Below are 17,838 nucleotides of genomic sequence, written 5' to 3' on the forward strand. Positions count from 1 at the left end.
TTAAACCTTGTGTACATTCTGTTTGAAAATTTCAACCCATGCCTGACTGCTGGACTCACACTGATCGAGCACCCGTTCAAAACCATCCGCTTCGCCATAATAAGGATCGGGCAAGGCCTGTTGTGGATAATCCTGATCATGCTCACTCATCAATGCAACGCGTGCACGTAAATGACCGAACTCAGTTTCGGCCAGACGCTGTATATTCTGGATATTAGATAGGTTTTCCAGATCCATTGCCAGAATCAGATCATAATCAATAAAATCATGCGTGGTCAGCTGACGTGCGCGAAGCGTTGACAGATCATAGCCACGTTTCAGTGCATGCTGCTGGCTACGCAGGTCTGGGGCCTTGCCCGGATGATAATTACTGGTTCCAGCAGAATCGACCACAATATTCAGTTGCTGTTCATCACAATAATGTCTGAGTACCACCTCTGCCGTGGGAGAGCGGCAAATATTTCCCAAACAAACACATAACACCTTGTATGGCGTTCTGGATGACATAAACAACCTCAGAGCTACTTTATTTTAAGGATTCTTATGTTAAGTTATTTATATACTGATTCCTATCTCACAACCATAGAATAATCTCGTATTTGCAATAAAAAAATCAAGGATATCGCCATGAATCGTTTTCAGTTTCAAACCGTCCCCAATATCATTGCCGGACTAGGCACGATTCAGGAATTATTTAAAATTCTAAAAAATGGCCGTTATCAACGTCTTCTACTGGTGACTGACCCGGGTATGCTGAAGCAGCAATTACATCTGCCGATTCTGGATATTATTGAATCTGCCGGTCTGGATTATGTGATTTACTCAGATGTTCAGGCTGACCCGCCCGATAACGTAGTGCTTGAAGCAGCAGCTTTTGCAAAGCAGGAAAAGATTGATGTGGTGCTAGGCTTTGGTGGTGGCAGCTCGATGGATGTGGCCAAGCTGATTGCGATTTTGGCGCATCCTGAGCAGCATCAGACACTGTCCGATCTGTATGGCGTCGATAATGCCACCGGACCGCGTTTAGCTTTAATTCTGGTACCGACCACGGCTGGAACAGGTTCAGAAGTGACGCCGATTTCGATTGTCACCACAGGTGAAACGACCAAGACCGGCATTGTCGCGCCCATTCTCTATGCAGATGTTGCCATTCTGGATGCGACTTTCACTCGGAATTTGCCGGCACAGATTACCGCTGCCACCGGAATCGATGCCATGGTACATGCCATTGAAGCCTATACCTCAAAACACAAGAAAAATCCTTATTCGGATATGCTGGCCAAACAGGCTTTAAGATTATTGAATGCCAATTTGCAACGTGTTCTGCAAGATGGTCATGATCTAGATGCCCGTCAAAATATGCTGGTCGGTTCCATGCTGGCCGGACAAGCCTTTGCCAACGCACCGGTTGCCGCCGTGCATGCGCTGGCTTATCCACTCGGTGGGCATTTTCATCTGTCGCATGGACATAGCAATGCTTTGGTGCTGACCGAAGTCTTAAAATTTAATGCACCTGTAGCCAAACAGCTCTATGCCGAATTGATGACCTGGTTAGATCCCCACAGTAAAGGTTGTCATGATGGACTGACCGATCTGTTTATTGATCATTTTAATAATCATCTGATACAGAGCGGCTTAACCTTAAAATTAAAGCAGTTAAATGTACCAGAACAGATGTTGATGGTTATGGCAGAAGATGCCATGCAACAAAGCCGGCTGTTGCAGAACAATCCACGCGAACTCAAGCTGGATGACGCTTACCAGATTTACCAGGCGATTTATGCCTAAATCTATTTCCACACTAAGCCTTGTCTAGCTGAGAGCGAATCCTGATGAAAGCCACGATCAAACAACGCGAACACTATGCCTTTTTCTTGCCCATTCAGACCCGCTGGGCAGACAATGACCTGTATGGCCACGTCAACAATGTGACTTATTACAGTTATTTTGACACCGCAGCCAATGCCCTGCTGATTCAGGAAGCGGCCTTTGATCCGAAATACTCTCCGATGATTGGGCTGGTGGTCAGCTCCAACTGCCAGTTTAATCAGGAACTGTCTTATCCGGAAATTATTGAAGTGGGCGTGGCCATTGAAAGCATGGGAAATTCATCACTGAGCTACGATCTGGCCATTTTTAAACGCAATTCGGATACAGCTGCAGCTCAGGGTAATTTTGTTCATGTATTTGTCGATCGTGAGACACGAAAAAGCACCCCGATTTCAGCCGAAATGCGGGATGCCTTATCTCGATTTGTTGTGCCTTAAAATCCAGTCTATTTCAGCTGAATATTTTGCAATTCACCATCGAACTGCTGCAACAGGTCACGTACCGCAGGTTCAGCCTGTAACAGCTCTTCAGCGCGTTTAAAGGCACGAGCCTTCCGCTGATGCTGCATGGTATAGGGTGTTAGCTGGTCCACACTTTCAAATTTCACCTGGAAATGAGTTTGCGGCCACTGCTGTTGTAAAGCAGCTTCCAGAGTATGTTGCAGTTGTGTCAAAAGTTGCTGGTATTGCTCAGGGATATGAAAAACGGATTGGCCATTAATCTGTCCGCTCATGACACCATACTGTGCCAGTTCCTGCACTGCTGGAGAAAGCTGGCTGTTACGGAACCAGTATTCCCATTTTTCGACGCTCCACTCACCCTCTAACATTTGCTCAGGGATTTTTAAAATATCCTGTGGCATCAGATTCTGCGTATTTAAATCTTGGGAAATGTCATCCGGTAGCGCAGTCTGAATCGGAGCGACTTCTTCAATCACAGGCTGAGCAATCGTTTCCTGTGAAAGTTCCAATTCCGGTGAGGCAAGACTAAATTCCTCATCAGCAGATATTTCTTGTGCTGCTTCGACATGAGTAACAGCATCTACAGGAATAAACTCTTCAAGCAGGAAATCATCCGAGCTGCTGCTTGTCGCCGGTGCTTCTACGCTACTCTCGATTTCATCAAAACCAAACAGGCCTTTGTCGTCATTTGGATCAAAAACGATCTGATCACTAGACTGTACTTCCTCAATCGCTGTCTGAATTACTCCCTGTTGAACAGGCTCAGGTGCATGATCATTAGTGGACTTTTCTTCATGGAGAAAATCATCTGAAGATGGTTCAGGCATTGATGGCGTATAAGCTTCCTCATCCGTCTCATCGTCCAGAGAGAAATCATCAAACACTGGTTCCGCTTCAAATGTTTTTGCTGTGACTGTTTCAGACTGCAATTGTGTCTGAACGGGCTGTTGTAGACGTGTAGGAGAAGCTGCTATTGGTTGAGTTGCGGCTTCATGAACGACTGGAACCTCGCTTGGCTGTAAGGGTCGGAATGCCAATAAGCGTAGCACCGTCATCTCAAAACCTTGTTCCTGAGTCACAGCCAACTGTAAATCAGCGCGTCCCTTACAAGCAACTTGATAATACAGTTGTAAATCCTGAGCCGAAATCAGACCGGATAATTGCATGATCTTTTGATTGATTTCAGCACTATATTTCAGACTTAAATCAGGCAGATATTGTAATAAAGCCAGTTCATGCAAAGTCGAAATTAACTGATCTAAAACCAGTGACACATCCAAAGCCTGCTGACGGAATTGCAGCAACAACTGACTGACCTGTGCTTTCTGGTTCTGGTGAATCGCCAGAATCAGATCATAAATAATGGTCCGGTCAATCAAGCCCAGCATGTCTTTGACATCCTGATGCTGAATCGCACCCTGACCATAGGCAATCGCCTGATCGGTCAGAGACAAGGCATCACGCAAAGAACCTTGAGCAGATTCGGCAATTTGCCAGATGGCATCCTGATCCGACTGAATACTTTCTTGGCCTAAAATCTGGGCCAGATGCTCGGTAATTTCATCAACAGCCAATGGGCGCAAAGTAAACTGCAAACAGCGTGAAATTACGGTAATTGGCAGCTTTTGTGGGTCGGTCGTAGCAAACAGGAACTTGACGTGCGCAGGTGGCTCTTCCAGAGTCTTTAATAAAGCATTGAAAGAATGCGTGGACAGCATGTGCACTTCATCAATCAGGTAAACTTTAAAACGACCTTGAGTCGGTGCATAAGGCACATTGTCGAGCAGCTCGCGAGTATCTTCAACCTTGGTGCGTGAGGCCGCATCGATTTCGATCAAATCGATAAAGCGTCCTTCGTTGACGGCGCTACAAGTCGCACAGACTTCACACGGTGTCGAGGTGATACCGGTCTCACAGTTCAAGCACTTCGCCAAAATACGTGCAATCGTGGTTTTTCCGACACCACGCGTTCCTGTAAACAAATAGGCATGGTGCAAACGGCCACGTTCGAGCGCGCTGGTTAAAGCACGTGAAACATGGTTTTGCCCCACCAATTCATTAAAATTACGAGGACGGTATTTTCGCGCAAGTACTTGATACATGTATGCTCCTTTTTACAGGTCTAAGCATACTGTTTTTTTAGTAAATAGTGAAATGAATGCCGGTTTATAAACAATAAAAATCCCTTGATCAAAATCATTGAAAAAGGGATATAAAACATATATTTTCTTAAAATCAGACCGATTCAAACAGGATAAAGTCACTTTGCATCTGGTAGCGTTTGCCTGTTTGATCTTCACGAATTTCCAGAACCTGCTTTTTCAGATCCACATAAACCAGATTGCGGGTATCGACATTCAGCAGTTCAATCTTTTGTTGCGTATCATCCTGAAAACGAATCGGCCCAGTAATGGTTTCAATCGGGTTATGCCCACTCAAGCTTTCACGTGATAACGTAAAAGTCCGATCATCATGCAAGCTCAAAGCAACAGCCATACCCGGACAATCGTCACAACTTGAAAAACATCCCATACAGGGTGTGGTGCCCTGATAATTCCCGACCCAGGCAGGAATCTGAGCTTTAGCCTCAATAGCAGTATTTGCCGTCGATTGGTTTTGATCCTGGCAGCCAAACAAGGCACTGCTTGCGACCAGAGGAATCATCAGCACTTTTTTCATCACTTCATACCACAGACTGGGAGTCACGCCAAAATAACATATTTTAAGGACTTTACTAAACTCCCCAATCAGGGATATTTAGCGCCAACCTTTACATCCAGTCAGGACGGCATCAGCACAGCGTAAGGTTTCCTGTGTCAAACCCCACAGACGATAATCTCCGGTCAATGAACCTGTCGGGAAATTATGGGTATAGGCAAAACTTAAATTGCGCTCAGGGTCACACCAGGCTCCCGAACCATTAAAGCCCATATGACCAAAACCTTGCGAAGCTTTACCTAAAGTAAGCACCCGATGATAACCCAATCGCCAGTGCATCGGCAAAGGCATGACTCGATCGCGTTTTTTGCATTGAATCTGACTGAGACGCTGAAAAACTTCAGGCGAGATCAATTGCTGTCCTTGCCATTCGCCGCGGTTGGCCAGCATGGCATAAATTTTTGCCAGACTCTCTGCGGTAAATACTCCATTGGCGGATGGAATGATTGCTTGCAGGCCTTGCTCACTAAAGAAACTGAAATTCCTCATTCCTTTGGGAATCATCGCATCCTGAAAATCCTGCGGATCTTGTCCACTCCAAATCAAAGCCCGCTCCATCAGATTCGGTTTTCTTGATCCTGTTTTTTTCGCAGGCTGCGATTGAGACTTGGCTGCTTTAGCTTTAAAAATCGGCAGTGCTACCCGAGCTAATTCATTGGTCGGCACACTGAAATAAGCACCATTCAACATCAAAGGCTGAACCAGATATGCCTGCATCAGTTCAGTTAAAGTTTTAGCTGTCGCTTTTTCTAATGCACCACCGACCTGCCAGCCAAAGGTCAGCGGTTGATAGGCCGCATCTGTTGCAACTTGAAAACGTGGTTCAGCCGCGGCAATTCGGTCTAGCATCTGCGGCCAGTCGGCCATTTCAGTGGCGTCGGCAATGATATTACGGATATCAAACAATCCGCTTTGATGACTCAGCATATGCGCCAGAGTAATATTTTCTTTACCGTTTTGCGCAAATTCAGGCCAATATTCTGCAACAGGCTGGTCATAATCAACCAGGCCCTGACTGGCCAGAATATGTGCCAGTGTCGCCAGCACACCTTTGCCCGTCGAATAACACAGCGACATGGTATCGGTTTGCCAAGCCTCAGATTCCGATTTTTTCCCGGTATAAATATCGATGACTTTTTGTCCCTGAAAATAGACAACAAGTGCTGCACCACCCTGCTCTGTGCGAGCATGCTGTAGGCGACTAAACTGCTGAGCAAGGTCACGGAAATTTTCATTTACCGTTCCTTGGTAATGGGCTGTATCCGCAAATAAATAATCTTTGAGTGGCTGCATGATTCTATCCATAGAATATTGATCCCTTAAAAACAAAAAAGCCTAAATCAGGTTCAGGCTTTTATCGTGCTTTAAATTGCGGTCACAGTTCCTGTGACATGCGGCTTCTGATTTTTGCTATTACGAATCAGGATTTCCGTATCATTAGCTGCTTTCGCGGTCAAGAATTGCACTTTGGAAGGCAAATATAAAGGCAGTTTAAACCAGACATCTGCTTCATAGGCATCGGGCAATGCCAGGCTGGACAAAGCTTTAGCCTTGGTCCACATACCATGCGCAATCGCCTGTTTAAATCCGAATGCCTTAGCCATTAGGGCATGAATATGAATCAGGTTAAAGTCGCCGGATGTCATGGCATAACGGCGACCCGTATTTTCCAGAATTTCCCATTCAGCATTCAGCTCATAATCGGGTGTCTTGTTTTCGACGATTTTGGCTGCAGCTTTGCCTTTACTCTTTTGACGGGACAGATAAGTGGTCAAGGCTTCCACCACCACTTCATCACCGACTTTTACTGTGGTGATGAAATCAAACTGTACACCTTTATCATGCGGCTGCAATTCACCAAACTTGCAAGACAATGTGAGAGATTCATTGACTCCGATTTTACGATACTGTTTGACCTGATTGCGGATATGCACCAGACCGAGAACCGGAAAAGGAAAAGCTTCAGCCGTCATCATATGCATTTGCAGGCTTTGTGAAAGAACTGTTAGATAAATGGCTGGAATATAGCCATTATTTTTAAAACCACAAACTTCATTATAGGCTTTCAGATGCTTTTGATCGACCTTGAATGAATCCACCACATATTCAACTTGCGGTAGAACTTTTTCAGCTTTTGGCTTTTTAAAAATCAAGCCCTGAATCACTTTTGGATAGGCTAAATAAGGTTTTGGAAGTTGACTAAAATGGCGAGTATTCATACTGAACCTTTGGAATATTTATCTTTATGACGTCCTTCTTTTTAAAAGAAGGAAGAATATCTTTTTAAATAAATCCCTCCCAACCTCCCTTTAACAAAGGGAGGAGTAGTCCCCTCTTTTGCAAAGAGGGATTTAGGGGGATTCTAAATTAAGCCCCTAACAAGCTCTGACCACACACACGCACCACATTGCCATTCAAACCTGAAGAGGCAGTCGAGGCAAACATCGCAATCGCTTCTGCCACATCAGCAGGATGACCACCCTGACTCATGGAGTTCATACGGCGTCCAGCTTCACGGATGGCAAATGGAATTGCTGCTGTCATTTGCGTTTCAATAAAACCCGGTGCCACAGCATTAATGGTTATACCATTTTTTAATGTCGGTGCTGTGAATTTCACCACACCAATTACACCTGCTTTAGAGGCTGCATAGTTGGTTTGACCCAGATTACCTGCAATACCTGAAATAGAAGATACACAGATAATGCGACCATTTGCATTTAGACCATCGTTGCAGAGCAAGTAATCATTGACACGTTCAATTGCTGACAGGTTGATGTTAATGACCAGATCCCAAAGCTCAGGCTTCATATTGGCCAAAGTCTTGTCGCGGGTAATCCCTGCATTATGCACGATAATATCCAGACCACCCTGCGCCGCTGCCGCCTGTTTGATTTTCTCACCCGCATCGGCTGCAGTAATGTCAATCGCCAGTGTAGAGCCGCCAATTTCACCAGCGACACGATCCAGATCCGCCTGCTGTTGTGGGACATCCAGACAAATCACATGTGCGCCATCACGTGCCAGCACATGAGCAATCGCCTCACCAATACCACGGCTTGCTCCAGTTACTACTGCCGTTTTTCCTGCCAGTGGCTTACTCCAGTCCAAGTCTACTTGTGCTGCTGCCGATACACGAACAACCTGACCCGACACATAGGCAGAGCGTGGAGAAATTGCAAAACGTAGCACAGACTCAAGATTGGCTTCGGCACCTGCATCGACATAAATCAGGTTGGCTGCAATACCCTTTTTAAATTCTTTGCCCACAGATTTGACAAAACCTTCGAGCGCACGTTGTGCAATGGCCTGACTCACAGATTTTGCAGATTCAGGTGTTGTGCCGATCACGACCACACGACCAGAACTTTGAATCTGACGCGCAATCGGATTAAAGAATTCATAAAGTGATTTTAGTTGCTCTGAATTTTCAATACCAGAAGCATCAAAAATAACCACTTTAAATTTGGATTCTTTATCGCCAGTATTAAATGCATTCAGGTTCAGACCCGATTTCGCTGCTGCCTGTTGCAGTTCCGCATTATTGCCTGCATAGCTATTGGCATGAATATTTGCCAACACCTGAGCAATAGAACCGGTCAATACACTCGCAGGTGCAGCACCGAATAACACAGCGCCTTTTACCACTGGCGTTACAGACTCGAAACGGTCTAGGGAAATTGGGGATGGCAGGCCCAGATTTTTAATGACAAATTTACCAATAGGAGATTTTGCGAAAGTTTGGTACTGATCAGTCATGTTTATTATCTCTCATACAAATTAATTTTTGATCGATCTAAAGTTATCCTTTAACTTCAATATAATGCCAGATACTTATATTGCAATAGATCTACCAGATTCTACCCAATCATACTTGAGATATCTGGCAGATGACTTGACCTGAGCGCAGTCTGCAATGTCATTGTAGTCAATACAGCATATACTCATCTATGCTAATGTAAGCCACAAGAAGACGATCAATTTGCTTGGAAAAGCCTTATGAGCAAAACAACTCAAGAAAATCCAGCAGTCGAGAATTCCGCATCTCCAGCTGTGTCAAAATCATCAACGCGTGCTAAGCGTAGCACTAAAAACACGGATACAGCCGCTGCTGCAGCTAAAAGTCCGGCTAAAACTCCGCGTACCCGTCGTACAGCGAGCAGTAGCAGTCAGACGACATCAACTCAAACAGATTCAGTTTCAAAAACACAGCCTTCTGTTCAACAGGATAATAATATGAGCCAAAACACAGTTCGCCGCGTTGCTATTCTTGGTGGCAACCGTATTCCATTTGCACGTTCGAATGGTGCCTATTTTACTGCCTCTAACTCGGACATGCTGACCGCAGCATTAAATGGTCTGGTAGAGCGCTTTAATCTGCAAGGTCAACGTGTCGGTGAAGTGGTTGCAGGTGCTGTCCTGAAGCATAGCCGTGACTTTAACCTGACTCGTGAATGTGTTCTGGATACGGCACTGGCACCAGAAACCCCAGCTTATGATATCCAGCAGGCGTGTGGTACGGGTTTACAAGCTGCATTTTTAGTGGCAAACAAGATTGCACTGGGCCAAATTGAAGTAGGAATCGCCGGTGGTGTAGATACCACCTCTGATGCGCCCATTGCATTGGGTGACGGCTTGCGTAAAGCGCTGCTTGAATTGAACATTGCCAAAACTGCCAAAGACCGTTTAAAAGCCTTGACCAAAATTAATGTCAAAGAATTGATGGACGCACCTAAAAATGGTGAGCCACGTACTGGCTTGTCTATGGGTGATCATCAGGCGATTACCACACTGGAATGGGGTATTTCCCGTGAAGCGCAAGATGAACTTGCTGCATCTTCACACCAGAAAATGGCAGCAGCTTATGAAGAAGGTTTCTTTGATGATCTGATCACGCCATTCCTGGGTTTAGAGCGTGACAATAACCTGCGTGCTGATTCTTCAGTCGAGAAACTGGCGAAGCTTAAACCTGCGTTTGGTAAGGGCGATGCGCGTACCATGACTGCGGGTAACTCTACCCCACTGACAGATGGTGCTTCTTGCGTTCTGCTAGCGTCTGAAGAATGGGCAAAAGCCAATGGTCATGAAGTTTTGGCTTATCTGACTTTTCAGGAAACTGCAGCAGTTGATTTCGTCGAGAAGAAAGAAGGTTTATTGATGGCACCTGCTTATGCTGTTCCTCGCATGCTGGAACGTGCGGGCCTAAAACTTCAGGACTTCGACTATTATGAAATTCATGAAGCATTTGCTTCTCAAGTGCTGTCTACTTTAAAGGCATGGGAAGATCCAGCATTCTGTAAAGAGCGTTTAGGTCTGGATGCGCCACTCGGTTCAATTGACCGTGTAAAACTGAACGTGAAAGGCTCATCACTTGCAGCCGGTCATCCCTTTGCAGCAACTGGTGGTCGTATTATTGCGACGGCAGCCAAACTGATTGCTCAAAAAGGTTCAGGTCGTGTACTGGTATCGATCTGTGCTGCCGGTGGTCAGGGTGTTACAGCGATTATTGAAAAATAAGCTGCTACCTTGATTCAAAAAAGCTCCTCGATTGAGGAGCTTTTTTATACCTTTTACCTACTGTATTGGCATTGGATTATTTTTAAAGTATTCGTCAACTTTATTCCAAGGTGCTGTTGATGCTACACCCCTCACAATGTTTTGATTAACCCCCTGGCACAGCGCTGCATCGGGAGTGAGGTGGAATGCGTTAACATTTGGATCCATATAAGGCAGTGAACCAGGACGGCGCTGGAAGTAGAAGTTCAACCAATCCACCATCGGCTCGAAGCCATGTGATGACATCGCCCATGCGCTATTATGTCCCCCCCAATGATGTCCGAATTCATGCGCAATAATACGAAAACCTGATAAACGATAGTGACCATAGAATAGCCAAGTATCGACACCCAGCACGGTACCGCCACCAAGACCACCACCCATATTGGTAATACCAAGATTAATCTCGTTACGATTTAAAATCTCTTTGTAGATACGAACATAGTCTTCAGGCATATAAATACCGTTTGGCCCATCGACTTGACCTGCATTACCAAAGAAATCATGGCCCATCACTGCTTTATGATTAAACCAGAGGTTTTCAAATTCAGGGGTACTGAGCATGTATGCTAAGTTCGTCATCATGATGACCCATTCACGCGCATAGACAGGCGTTACTCGACACCATTTGCCTGGTTCGTCATATTTACCAAAATAGATTTTCCATTTTGCCTGAATTTTATTGAGCTTTTTCACATGCTCGTCTGTTTCAGAAGTCACATGTAAATCGAAAATATCACTTGGTATCAGCGTGGTCTGACTTAAACCTGTCAACTGAATTGAACCGCTACCATCTGCAAGTGGGAAGCGGGATTGATCATTCAATTTAATATTAAATTTTGCAGTGGAAAATGGCGTAAGCTCATCTAAATCTGCAAGTATAACCCAATCATCTGAATGACGAATTTTGGCGCGAATTTGTAAATTTCGAACAGGAACAGCGCTATAACTTTTAAGCGTTAAAGCGTTGCTACTCAGCTCTGCCGATAAAATCCGATTCATATACACATGACGTTCAGCACTATTGGTCAGCGTCTCCCAAGATTCACCATCTTGCAATACACGTGTTTGATTTTGTGCTTTAAATTCAGTCAACAATAATGCAGAACTCAGCTGTTTGGTCTTATTTTGCTGTAATGTGACCATTGGCAAGAGCTTAACCCTTTGATTAGACAAATGAATCAACTGTTGGCCATACACCGCAACATCACCTGCTCTTTCGATATGACTGCTTTCAGCTTGCCCTTTCAGGATATATTTTTTGAATTGGTCGATATTGTGCTTTGGCAGAATTGATTTTAAGCCAAATTCCTGAGTAGGATATGTTGCTATCGAACCATCATTCCTTGCGGTATACACAGTACCGTCATCATGACGGTGTAAAAGGGTCGCAAGATTTGACTCTGTCAAAATAGGTGCAATGTGAGTGTCATTTTCACGAATTTGGTTAATGTCATGCACATAAGTTTTACCGTTTGGAAGGCTGGTATACAGATGATCTCGCATGACTTCCATACGTGCATTACAGTTACGACCACAATCAGGAAGACTGAGCCGAGCAAACTTTTTCGCTTTTAAATGGTTTTGTGCAATAGCATCGCTTTGACGCCAGACATTAATACGACCTTCGATATCGGGGACATAGATATAGCGGTCATCTACGGTAACAGCATTACTGTGAACTAAAGCATGGTTCACTGTATCGCCCCACCAAACGCCAGTTCCTAGCGCCATCACAAAGCTCGGTTGAGGCTGTGAAATATCTAGAATATCGACACGGTTAGAACCATAACTGGCCACATATAAGCGTTCTGCATGGATTTCGATATCTGCAAGACTGTCCCATTTTTTTGCTAAGCCTTCAATTTTTAATGGGTCAATTGCACTCAGCGCACGTTTTTGTTTTAAATCATAACGTAAAATTTTTGATTCTGATTGGCTATTGGCGATATACAATACATCACCAGTTCGTACCAGGGCTGTAGGATTCCATGTACTTAAACCGAAATCTTGAGCAGTAAGTTCCGAACCCACATCCAAGACTTTAAATTCTGAAATTTTGGTAAATTGAGCATTATTTCCTGTTGATGGATTAGAGCCAACCGTACCTGACCCAGGCTTAGATGCATGGCTGTCATTCTCACCACCACCGCCGCCACAAGCAGTCATGAGTAAGGCAATGCTTAAACTCAACAAGCTATATTTTAACTTCATAATTCCCCTTAGATGCAAATGCATAAAAACTTCTGCTCTTATAAAGGGGTTTAAGATGAATACCAAGTCGAATAAGTGTGCTATGTGTCAAAGAAATACTGCTGTTTACTAGATTCCCCACATAAAGCACAAGTAACATTAGCTGTGCTTTATTTTTTTCTATGCTTTTCTTATTATATTTTTCGATGCTCAGGCTGATATCCAAGCATTTCTTCTATCGAATCATAACACCACTGAAAAATGAAGGTATATACCAGAATACACAAGGTCAGGCTAAAATCGAGCACAATCGCCTGCCATAGCCCCATGTTCATCGCATAGGCCACCATTGGAATGGTGGCGAGCATTAAACCACCTTCAAAGCCAATCGCATGTAAAATACGCACTCGAATCGTTCGTTTCAGTTGACGTTTCGCTTCAAATTTTTCGAAATAATGATTAAACAGCATATTCCAGATGACAGAGGTCACGGCCATCACAATTCCCAGTACACCTGTGACTTCTAGCGGCATATTAAAAATAAGACTCAAAGCTATCACAATGATCACCAACAGGATGACTTCATAGCTAAGCGCATGCACAAGTCGTCTTTTGGAAATCAACATTTTCATTACTCGGTTTTTTATCAATAATCGCGCATATTATGTTCTTTAAACTGATTAATCGAGTTAGAATATTTCAATAAAATTGATAGATAAGATTACATGAATATTAATCAGGAACAACTCACTGTATTTAAAACTGTGATGGAAACCGGTTCATTCTCTGCAGCTGCACGAAAATTGGGAAAAGTTCCCTCTGCCATTAGCATGTCAATTGCGAATTTAGAAATTGATCTGAATCTGCAACTGTTCCAGCGTATTGGGCGTGAACCTGTGCCAACGGAGCAGGCACAGACACTGTATGAAAGAACAGAACAGCTGTTAATCGAAATGAATCAGTGGAAACAGCATGCGCTTGCCCTAAGTTCAGGCCTGGAGTCTGAACTGAATATCGTCATCGTTTCTGAATTACTGCATACGCGCTGGACTGATTATGTCGTTCTGGTGGAACAGCAATTTCCCGAGCTTCAGATTAATGTCTTTGGTGCACCTCAGGAAGATGCGCAACAGATGCTCTTGGATGGTAGCGCACAACTGGCATTAATGTTTGAGCGGGAACAACTCGATGCACGTGAACAGTTTGTGGAATTAAAGCGTGAAGTCTTGATTCCTGTCGCAGCCAAGCAGCATGTACTGAGTCAATACGATCAGGTCAGCTTTGAACAAATTCTAAATAGCCGTCAAATTGTGGTGGCGAGCCGTGACCGTAATATTAAACCTGAATTATTATATTCCCGTCATTACTGGCGCACTGACAATCATCATTCTGCCTGTAGCATGATTCAACAGGGTTTGGGTTGGGGTGTTCTCCCGCAGGAAATGCTAAAAAAACAGCCGAATTTACAGCAAAATCTGCAAGTGCTGAATCTGCTCGATTTCACCCCAAAGTTTGAATATTTTATCGATCTGGTCTGGAGTCGGGAAAGCAACTTGGGCACAGCTGCTCATTTTTTGATTAATCATCTGCGAAATCAGCGTAAAAGTAGCAAATAATCACAGAAACACCACTTCAGTCTACTTGGTAAATACAGGGTTTATGATATAAAAGTATGCATAAGCAATAACCATAGAACTAGATCGTAATGACATTAACCGCATTAGACCAATTAAAAAACTTGACCACAATTGTGGCGGATAGCAGTGACTTGAGCGCAATTGAAAAATTTCGTCCTCTGGATGCAACCACCAATCCATCACTGATTACAGCAGCGGCCAGTCAAGTTGAGAACAAGGCCCTGATTGAAGCGGCCTATCAGCAGGCGCAGCAGGAAGGCTATGCGGATGATGCCCTAATTGAACGTACCATTGATATTTTGACCGTCAAATTCGGCGTTGAAATCTTGAAATTAATTGAAGGGCGTGTTTCGACTGAAGTCGATGCGTCCCTGTCTTTTGATACTGCTGCCACCATCGCAAAAGCCAAAGAGTTACTGGCACTATATGCGCAGTATGGGATTGACTCCGATCGCATCCTGATCAAGATTGCATCAACCTGGGAAGGCATTCAGGCCGCAAGAACCTTAGAAGAAGAAGGCATTCATACCAACCTGACCCTGTTATTTGGCCAGCATCAGGCCCATGCCTGCGCTGATGCCAAAGTTACTTTAATTTCACCTTTTGTTGGCCGGATTCTGGACTGGTACAAGAAGGCTGAAGGTGTGGATGCTTATCCAATCGAAAAAGATCCTGGCGTGTTATCGGTTAAAAGTATTTATGAGTTTTATAAAGCCCATGGCATTCAAACCGAAATTATGGGCGCCAGCTTCCGCAGTATCGATCAGGTCTTGGGCTTGAGCGGTTGTGACCTTCTTACCGTTGCACCAAATCTACTGGCAGAACTGAACCATGATCAACGTAAAGTTCAGCCGCAACTTTCAGCGACAGCTATTACTGTGCAGGGTGAACTGAGTCCGATCAGTCAGGCAGCATTTCTGGAACAGCTGAAGCAGGATCAAATGGCCAGTGAACTGTTACAAGGCGGTATTCAGGGTTTCATCAAAGCGCGTGAGCAACTGGCTGCGCTATTAGGTCAAACCTTTCTCAATCCCGTTGAAAGCTAAGCTAAAATCTTAGAAATTTTACCAGCCGATGTTGCTATAATGCCGCATCGGCTTTTTCTTGTGCGAATTCTTCGTGTTTGGTATTACAGATCTCAGTACCTTTATCATTGGTACCACCTTAATTGTGCTCTTGCCCGGCCCCAATTCCCTTTATGTCATGTCCATTGCCTCACGTTTTGGTATCAAGACAGGTTATTTAGGTGCTCTGGGAGTGTATACCGGTGACATGATTCTGATTTTATGTACTGCTTTGGGGGCTGCATCTTTATTGCATGCTTTTCCAATCCTGTTTATTACTTTGAAGATTATCGGCGCCATCTACCTGAGTTATCTGGGGATGAAGTTATTAATTGCCGCCTATAAAACCATTCGTCCAACAGAAAAAGTGACGATTCCGCAGATGAATGCGGCTGATGCTAAAGCTTCGTCTATTCAGCCATTTCGTACTGCATTGACCATCAGTATTTTAAATCCAAAAGCGATTCTGTTTTATCTGTCATTTTTTGTGCAATTTGTTGATCCTCGCTATCCTTATCCGGCATTGACTTTCATTCTATTGGCTTTGATCTTGCAATTGATTAGCATGACCTATCTGTCCATTCTGATTTTCTCAGGGGTAAAACTGGCCTCCTATTTCAACCAGCATTACAAACTGACAGCCAGTTGTGTGGCCATAGTCGGCATTTTATTCTGTGGTTTTGGGATGAAGCTAGCCAGCTCTACCTTATAAAAGCTTGAAACAGATATTGTCTAAATACGTGAAAAGCGTATGATTTAAACGCTTTTTAAAATTGTGTCATGGACGATGCCAAAACTATTACAAGATCTGTCTCTTACTGCGGTCATTGCCGGCCTGATTACCTGCCTGATTGGCATTAGTGTTTCTGCTGTACTGGTGATTGAAGCTGCACAAAGCTTAGGCGCCAATGCGGCACAAATCAGTTCCTGGTTATGGGCACTGGGAATCGGCATAGGTATCTCTGGTGTGTGGCTGTCCTGGAAATATCAGTATCCTGTTTCTACTGCCTGGTCAACGGCGGGACTAGCTTTGATCATTGCGTCTGCGGGTCATTACAGCCTCGGTGAAGCGATTGGTGCGTTTCTGATTTGTGGACTGTTGACTGCTGCGCTGGGATTCTTAGGAATTTTTGAGCGTATTTTTCATTTTATTCCACAAAGTTTAACCAGTGCCATGCTGGCTGGAGTATTGCTAAAATTTGGTATTTCAGTATTTGGTAGCCTGCAACAGTCCTGGAAATTTGTACTCAGTGTCCTGGCCATTTATCTGATCTCAAAAAAAATCAGCACACGCTATAGCATCGTGATTACCGTATTTACCGCAATTGCGCTCTGCCCTTTCTTTATCGATTTTACAATCCCGAGTTTAAACTGGAGTATGGCCCAGCCGGTCTGGATCCAACCTGAATTTAGTCTACAAGCTGTTCTAGGGCTGGCTTTACCACTATTGGTGATCAATCTGGCTTCGCAATATCTACCCGGACTGGCAGTAATTAAAAGCTATGGCTATCCACCCAAGGTAAACGGTATTTTAGGCTGGACCGGTATAAGTCAGGCGATACTGGCACCTTTTGGCTGCTTTAGTGTCAATCTTGCTGCGATCAGTGCGGCAGTGAGTCTGGATACTCAAGCTCATCCCGACCCACAGAAACGCTATATTGCAGGCATGAGTTGTGGGCTGTTTTATATTTTGATGGGACTATTTGCAGCGACCTTGACCAGTGTCCTGATGGCATTTCCAGCAATCCTGATTACCATTCTGGCCGGAATTGCCTTATTCGGCACCATTGGGCATAATATCGCGCTGGCTTTTCAGCAAAGCCATGAACGTGAAGCGGCTCTGATGACCTTTTTATTCAGTGCATCCAATATTCAGTTTTTCGGGATTGGTTCAGCCTTTTGGGGCTTACTACTGGGATTAATGGTTTATTTTCTATTTAAGCTCAAGCCTCAAGTCACTTAAAATTGATGACTGATCATTAGAATAAAATGACAAATAAGGGCAGCGATCATGTCTGCCTTTTATGAATGTCCTGCGGTCTGGGAAAAAAGGTTGATGACGAGTACACCGGAAATAATCAGTGCAATGCCAATAAGTGCAGGCACATCGAGCGTCTGCTTGAAAAGTACATAGCCCACAATTGCAGTCAGAACAATTCCCACACCGGCCCAGATGGCATAAGCGATTCCCAATGGAATGACTTTAATCACTTGGGACAATAAATAAAATGCAATACAGAATAAAACCACGACTGCCAAAGACGGCCATAATTTGCTAAAGCCTTCAGATTTTACTAAAAATGTAGAGCCTGTGACTTCGGCGACAATCGCCAGTGCCAGTAACAGGTAGGCCCACGATACAGGATTCATTTTTCCATC

16 protein-coding genes are annotated in these 17,838 nt (G+C 44.3%); 7 read left to right on the forward strand and 9 right to left on the reverse strand.

Going from position 1 to position 17,838, the window contains the following annotated elements:
• Positions 1-507, reverse strand: coding sequence for a low molecular weight protein-tyrosine-phosphatase (locus GVV58_RS03380; protein ID WP_005170478.1), 507 nt, complete (start codon positions 505-507; stop codon positions 1-3).
• 120 nt (positions 508-627) lie between these two features.
• On the opposite strand from GVV58_RS03380, the gene GVV58_RS03385 reads away from it, so the two are divergent.
• Both GVV58_RS03385 and GVV58_RS03390 read left to right on the forward strand, forming a co-directional pair.
• Positions 628-1,788, forward strand: coding sequence for an iron-containing alcohol dehydrogenase (locus GVV58_RS03385; protein ID WP_100329602.1), 1,161 nt, complete (start codon positions 628-630; stop codon positions 1,786-1,788).
• Positions 1,789-1,832: 44 nt separating this feature from the next.
• The gene (locus GVV58_RS03390; RefSeq protein WP_005170474.1) at positions 1,833-2,267 is read left to right on the forward strand and encodes a thioesterase family protein; all 435 of its coding nucleotides are present in this window, start codon (positions 1,833-1,835) and stop codon (positions 2,265-2,267) included.
• Between the two features lie 8 nt (positions 2,268-2,275).
• Here GVV58_RS03390 and dnaX read toward each other — a convergent pair whose 3' ends face one another.
• The 5 genes from dnaX to GVV58_RS03415 all read right to left on the reverse strand — a co-directional run bounded on the left by dnaX (position 2,276) and on the right by GVV58_RS03415 (position 8,768).
• Positions 2,276-4,393: a DNA polymerase III subunit gamma/tau gene (gene dnaX, locus GVV58_RS03395; RefSeq protein ID WP_100355356.1), complete on the reverse strand. Its 2,118-nt coding sequence runs from the start codon at positions 4,391-4,393 to the stop codon at positions 2,276-2,278.
• Positions 4,394-4,526: 133 nt separating this feature from the next.
• On the reverse strand, positions 4,527-4,970 hold the full coding sequence (locus GVV58_RS03400) for a copper resistance protein NlpE N-terminal domain-containing protein (RefSeq protein WP_034608473.1): 444 nt from the start codon (positions 4,968-4,970) through the stop codon (positions 4,527-4,529).
• A gap of 78 nt (positions 4,971-5,048) precedes the next feature.
• Complete coding sequence (locus GVV58_RS03405) at positions 5,049-6,314, reverse strand: serine hydrolase domain-containing protein (RefSeq protein ID WP_159516009.1); 1,266 nt, start codon at positions 6,312-6,314, stop codon at positions 5,049-5,051.
• Between the two features lie 59 nt (positions 6,315-6,373).
• Positions 6,374-7,228: a MaoC/PaaZ C-terminal domain-containing protein gene (locus tag GVV58_RS03410; protein ID WP_005170469.1), complete on the reverse strand. Its 855-nt coding sequence runs from the start codon at positions 7,226-7,228 to the stop codon at positions 6,374-6,376.
• 148 nt (positions 7,229-7,376) lie between these two features.
• Entirely contained in the window at positions 7,377-8,768 is a 1,392-nt protein-coding gene (locus tag GVV58_RS03415; RefSeq protein ID WP_159516010.1) for a 3-oxoacyl-ACP reductase, read from the reverse strand.
• Positions 8,769-9,008: 240 nt separating this feature from the next.
• Here GVV58_RS03415 and GVV58_RS03420 point away from each other — a divergent pair, with 240 nt between their 5' ends.
• A complete protein-coding gene (locus GVV58_RS03420) occupies positions 9,009-10,526 on the forward strand; it encodes an acetyl-CoA C-acetyltransferase (protein ID WP_159516011.1) in 1,518 nt (505 codons plus the stop codon).
• Between the two features lie 57 nt (positions 10,527-10,583).
• Here the strand turns inward: GVV58_RS03420 and GVV58_RS03425 are convergent, their stop codons facing one another.
• A complete protein-coding gene (locus GVV58_RS03425; RefSeq protein WP_159516012.1) occupies positions 10,584-12,779 on the reverse strand; it encodes a beta-propeller fold lactonase family protein in 2,196 nt (731 codons plus the stop codon).
• A 173-nt stretch (positions 12,780-12,952) separates the two neighbouring features.
• On the reverse strand, positions 12,953-13,384 hold the full coding sequence (aceI, locus tag GVV58_RS03430; protein WP_100357946.1) for a chlorhexidine efflux PACE transporter AceI: 432 nt from the start codon (positions 13,382-13,384) through the stop codon (positions 12,953-12,955).
• A gap of 99 nt (positions 13,385-13,483) precedes the next feature.
• Here aceI and GVV58_RS03435 point away from each other — a divergent pair, with 99 nt between their 5' ends.
• The 4 genes from GVV58_RS03435 to GVV58_RS03450 all read left to right on the forward strand — a co-directional run bounded on the left by GVV58_RS03435 (position 13,484) and on the right by GVV58_RS03450 (position 17,422).
• On the forward strand, positions 13,484-14,374 hold the full coding sequence (locus GVV58_RS03435) for a LysR family transcriptional regulator (protein WP_005170459.1): 891 nt from the start codon (positions 13,484-13,486) through the stop codon (positions 14,372-14,374).
• A gap of 89 nt (positions 14,375-14,463) precedes the next feature.
• Positions 14,464-15,441, forward strand: a complete 978-nt coding sequence (gene tal / locus GVV58_RS03440; RefSeq protein ID WP_005170457.1) for a transaldolase — start codon at positions 14,464-14,466, stop codon at positions 15,439-15,441.
• A gap of 73 nt (positions 15,442-15,514) precedes the next feature.
• Positions 15,515-16,171 (forward strand): leucine efflux protein LeuE, encoded by a 657-nt coding sequence (gene leuE, locus GVV58_RS03445; protein WP_005097277.1) that lies wholly within the window; start codon positions 15,515-15,517, stop codon positions 16,169-16,171.
• Positions 16,172-16,246: 75 nt separating this feature from the next.
• Positions 16,247-17,422: a benzoate/H(+) symporter BenE family transporter gene (locus GVV58_RS03450; RefSeq protein WP_074383234.1), complete on the forward strand. Its 1,176-nt coding sequence runs from the start codon at positions 16,247-16,249 to the stop codon at positions 17,420-17,422.
• Positions 17,423-17,481: 59 nt separating this feature from the next.
• On the opposite strand, the gene GVV58_RS03455 is transcribed toward GVV58_RS03450, so the two are convergent.
• Positions 17,482-17,829, reverse strand: coding sequence for an SMR family transporter (locus tag GVV58_RS03455; protein WP_005097280.1), 348 nt, complete (start codon positions 17,827-17,829; stop codon positions 17,482-17,484).
• Positions 17,830-17,838: the final 9 nt, after the last annotated feature.

Source organism: Acinetobacter sp. 18QD2AZ41W (genome assembly GCF_009829025.1).
In the GTDB taxonomy this organism is placed as follows: domain Bacteria; phylum Pseudomonadota; class Gammaproteobacteria; order Pseudomonadales; family Moraxellaceae; genus Acinetobacter; species Acinetobacter pseudolwoffii.

Excerpts from the sequence above, each read along its gene's own strand:
- GVV58_RS03380 (WP_005170478.1), bottom strand. The coding sequence starts at position 507 with ATGTCATCCAGAACGCCATACAAGGTGTTATGTGTTTGTTTGGGAAAT.
- GVV58_RS03385 (WP_100329602.1), top strand. The coding sequence starts at position 628 with ATGAATCGTTTTCAGTTTCAAACCGTCCCCAATATCATTGCCGGACTA.
- GVV58_RS03390 (WP_005170474.1), top strand. The coding sequence starts at position 1,833 with ATGAAAGCCACGATCAAACAACGCGAACACTATGCCTTTTTCTTGCCC.
- dnaX (WP_100355356.1), bottom strand. The coding sequence starts at position 4,393 with ATGTATCAAGTACTTGCGCGAAAATACCGTCCTCGTAATTTTAATGAA.
- GVV58_RS03400 (WP_034608473.1), bottom strand. The coding sequence starts at position 4,970 with ATGAAAAAAGTGCTGATGATTCCTCTGGTCGCAAGCAGTGCCTTGTTT.
- GVV58_RS03405 (WP_159516009.1), bottom strand. The coding sequence starts at position 6,314 with ATGGATAGAATCATGCAGCCACTCAAAGATTATTTATTTGCGGATACA.
- GVV58_RS03410 (WP_005170469.1), bottom strand. The coding sequence starts at position 7,228 with ATGAATACTCGCCATTTTAGTCAACTTCCAAAACCTTATTTAGCCTAT.
- GVV58_RS03415 (WP_159516010.1), bottom strand. The coding sequence starts at position 8,768 with ATGACTGATCAGTACCAAACTTTCGCAAAATCTCCTATTGGTAAATTT.
- GVV58_RS03420 (WP_159516011.1), top strand. The coding sequence starts at position 9,009 with ATGAGCAAAACAACTCAAGAAAATCCAGCAGTCGAGAATTCCGCATCT.
- GVV58_RS03425 (WP_159516012.1), bottom strand. The coding sequence starts at position 12,779 with ATGAAGTTAAAATATAGCTTGTTGAGTTTAAGCATTGCCTTACTCATG.
- aceI (WP_100357946.1), bottom strand. The coding sequence starts at position 13,384 with ATGTTGATTTCCAAAAGACGACTTGTGCATGCGCTTAGCTATGAAGTC.
- GVV58_RS03435 (WP_005170459.1), top strand. The coding sequence starts at position 13,484 with ATGAATATTAATCAGGAACAACTCACTGTATTTAAAACTGTGATGGAA.
- tal (WP_005170457.1), top strand. The coding sequence starts at position 14,464 with ATGACATTAACCGCATTAGACCAATTAAAAAACTTGACCACAATTGTG.
- GVV58_RS03450 (WP_074383234.1), top strand. The coding sequence starts at position 16,247 with ATGCCAAAACTATTACAAGATCTGTCTCTTACTGCGGTCATTGCCGGC.
- GVV58_RS03455 (WP_005097280.1), bottom strand. The coding sequence starts at position 17,829 with ATGAATCCTGTATCGTGGGCCTACCTGTTACTGGCACTGGCGATTGTC.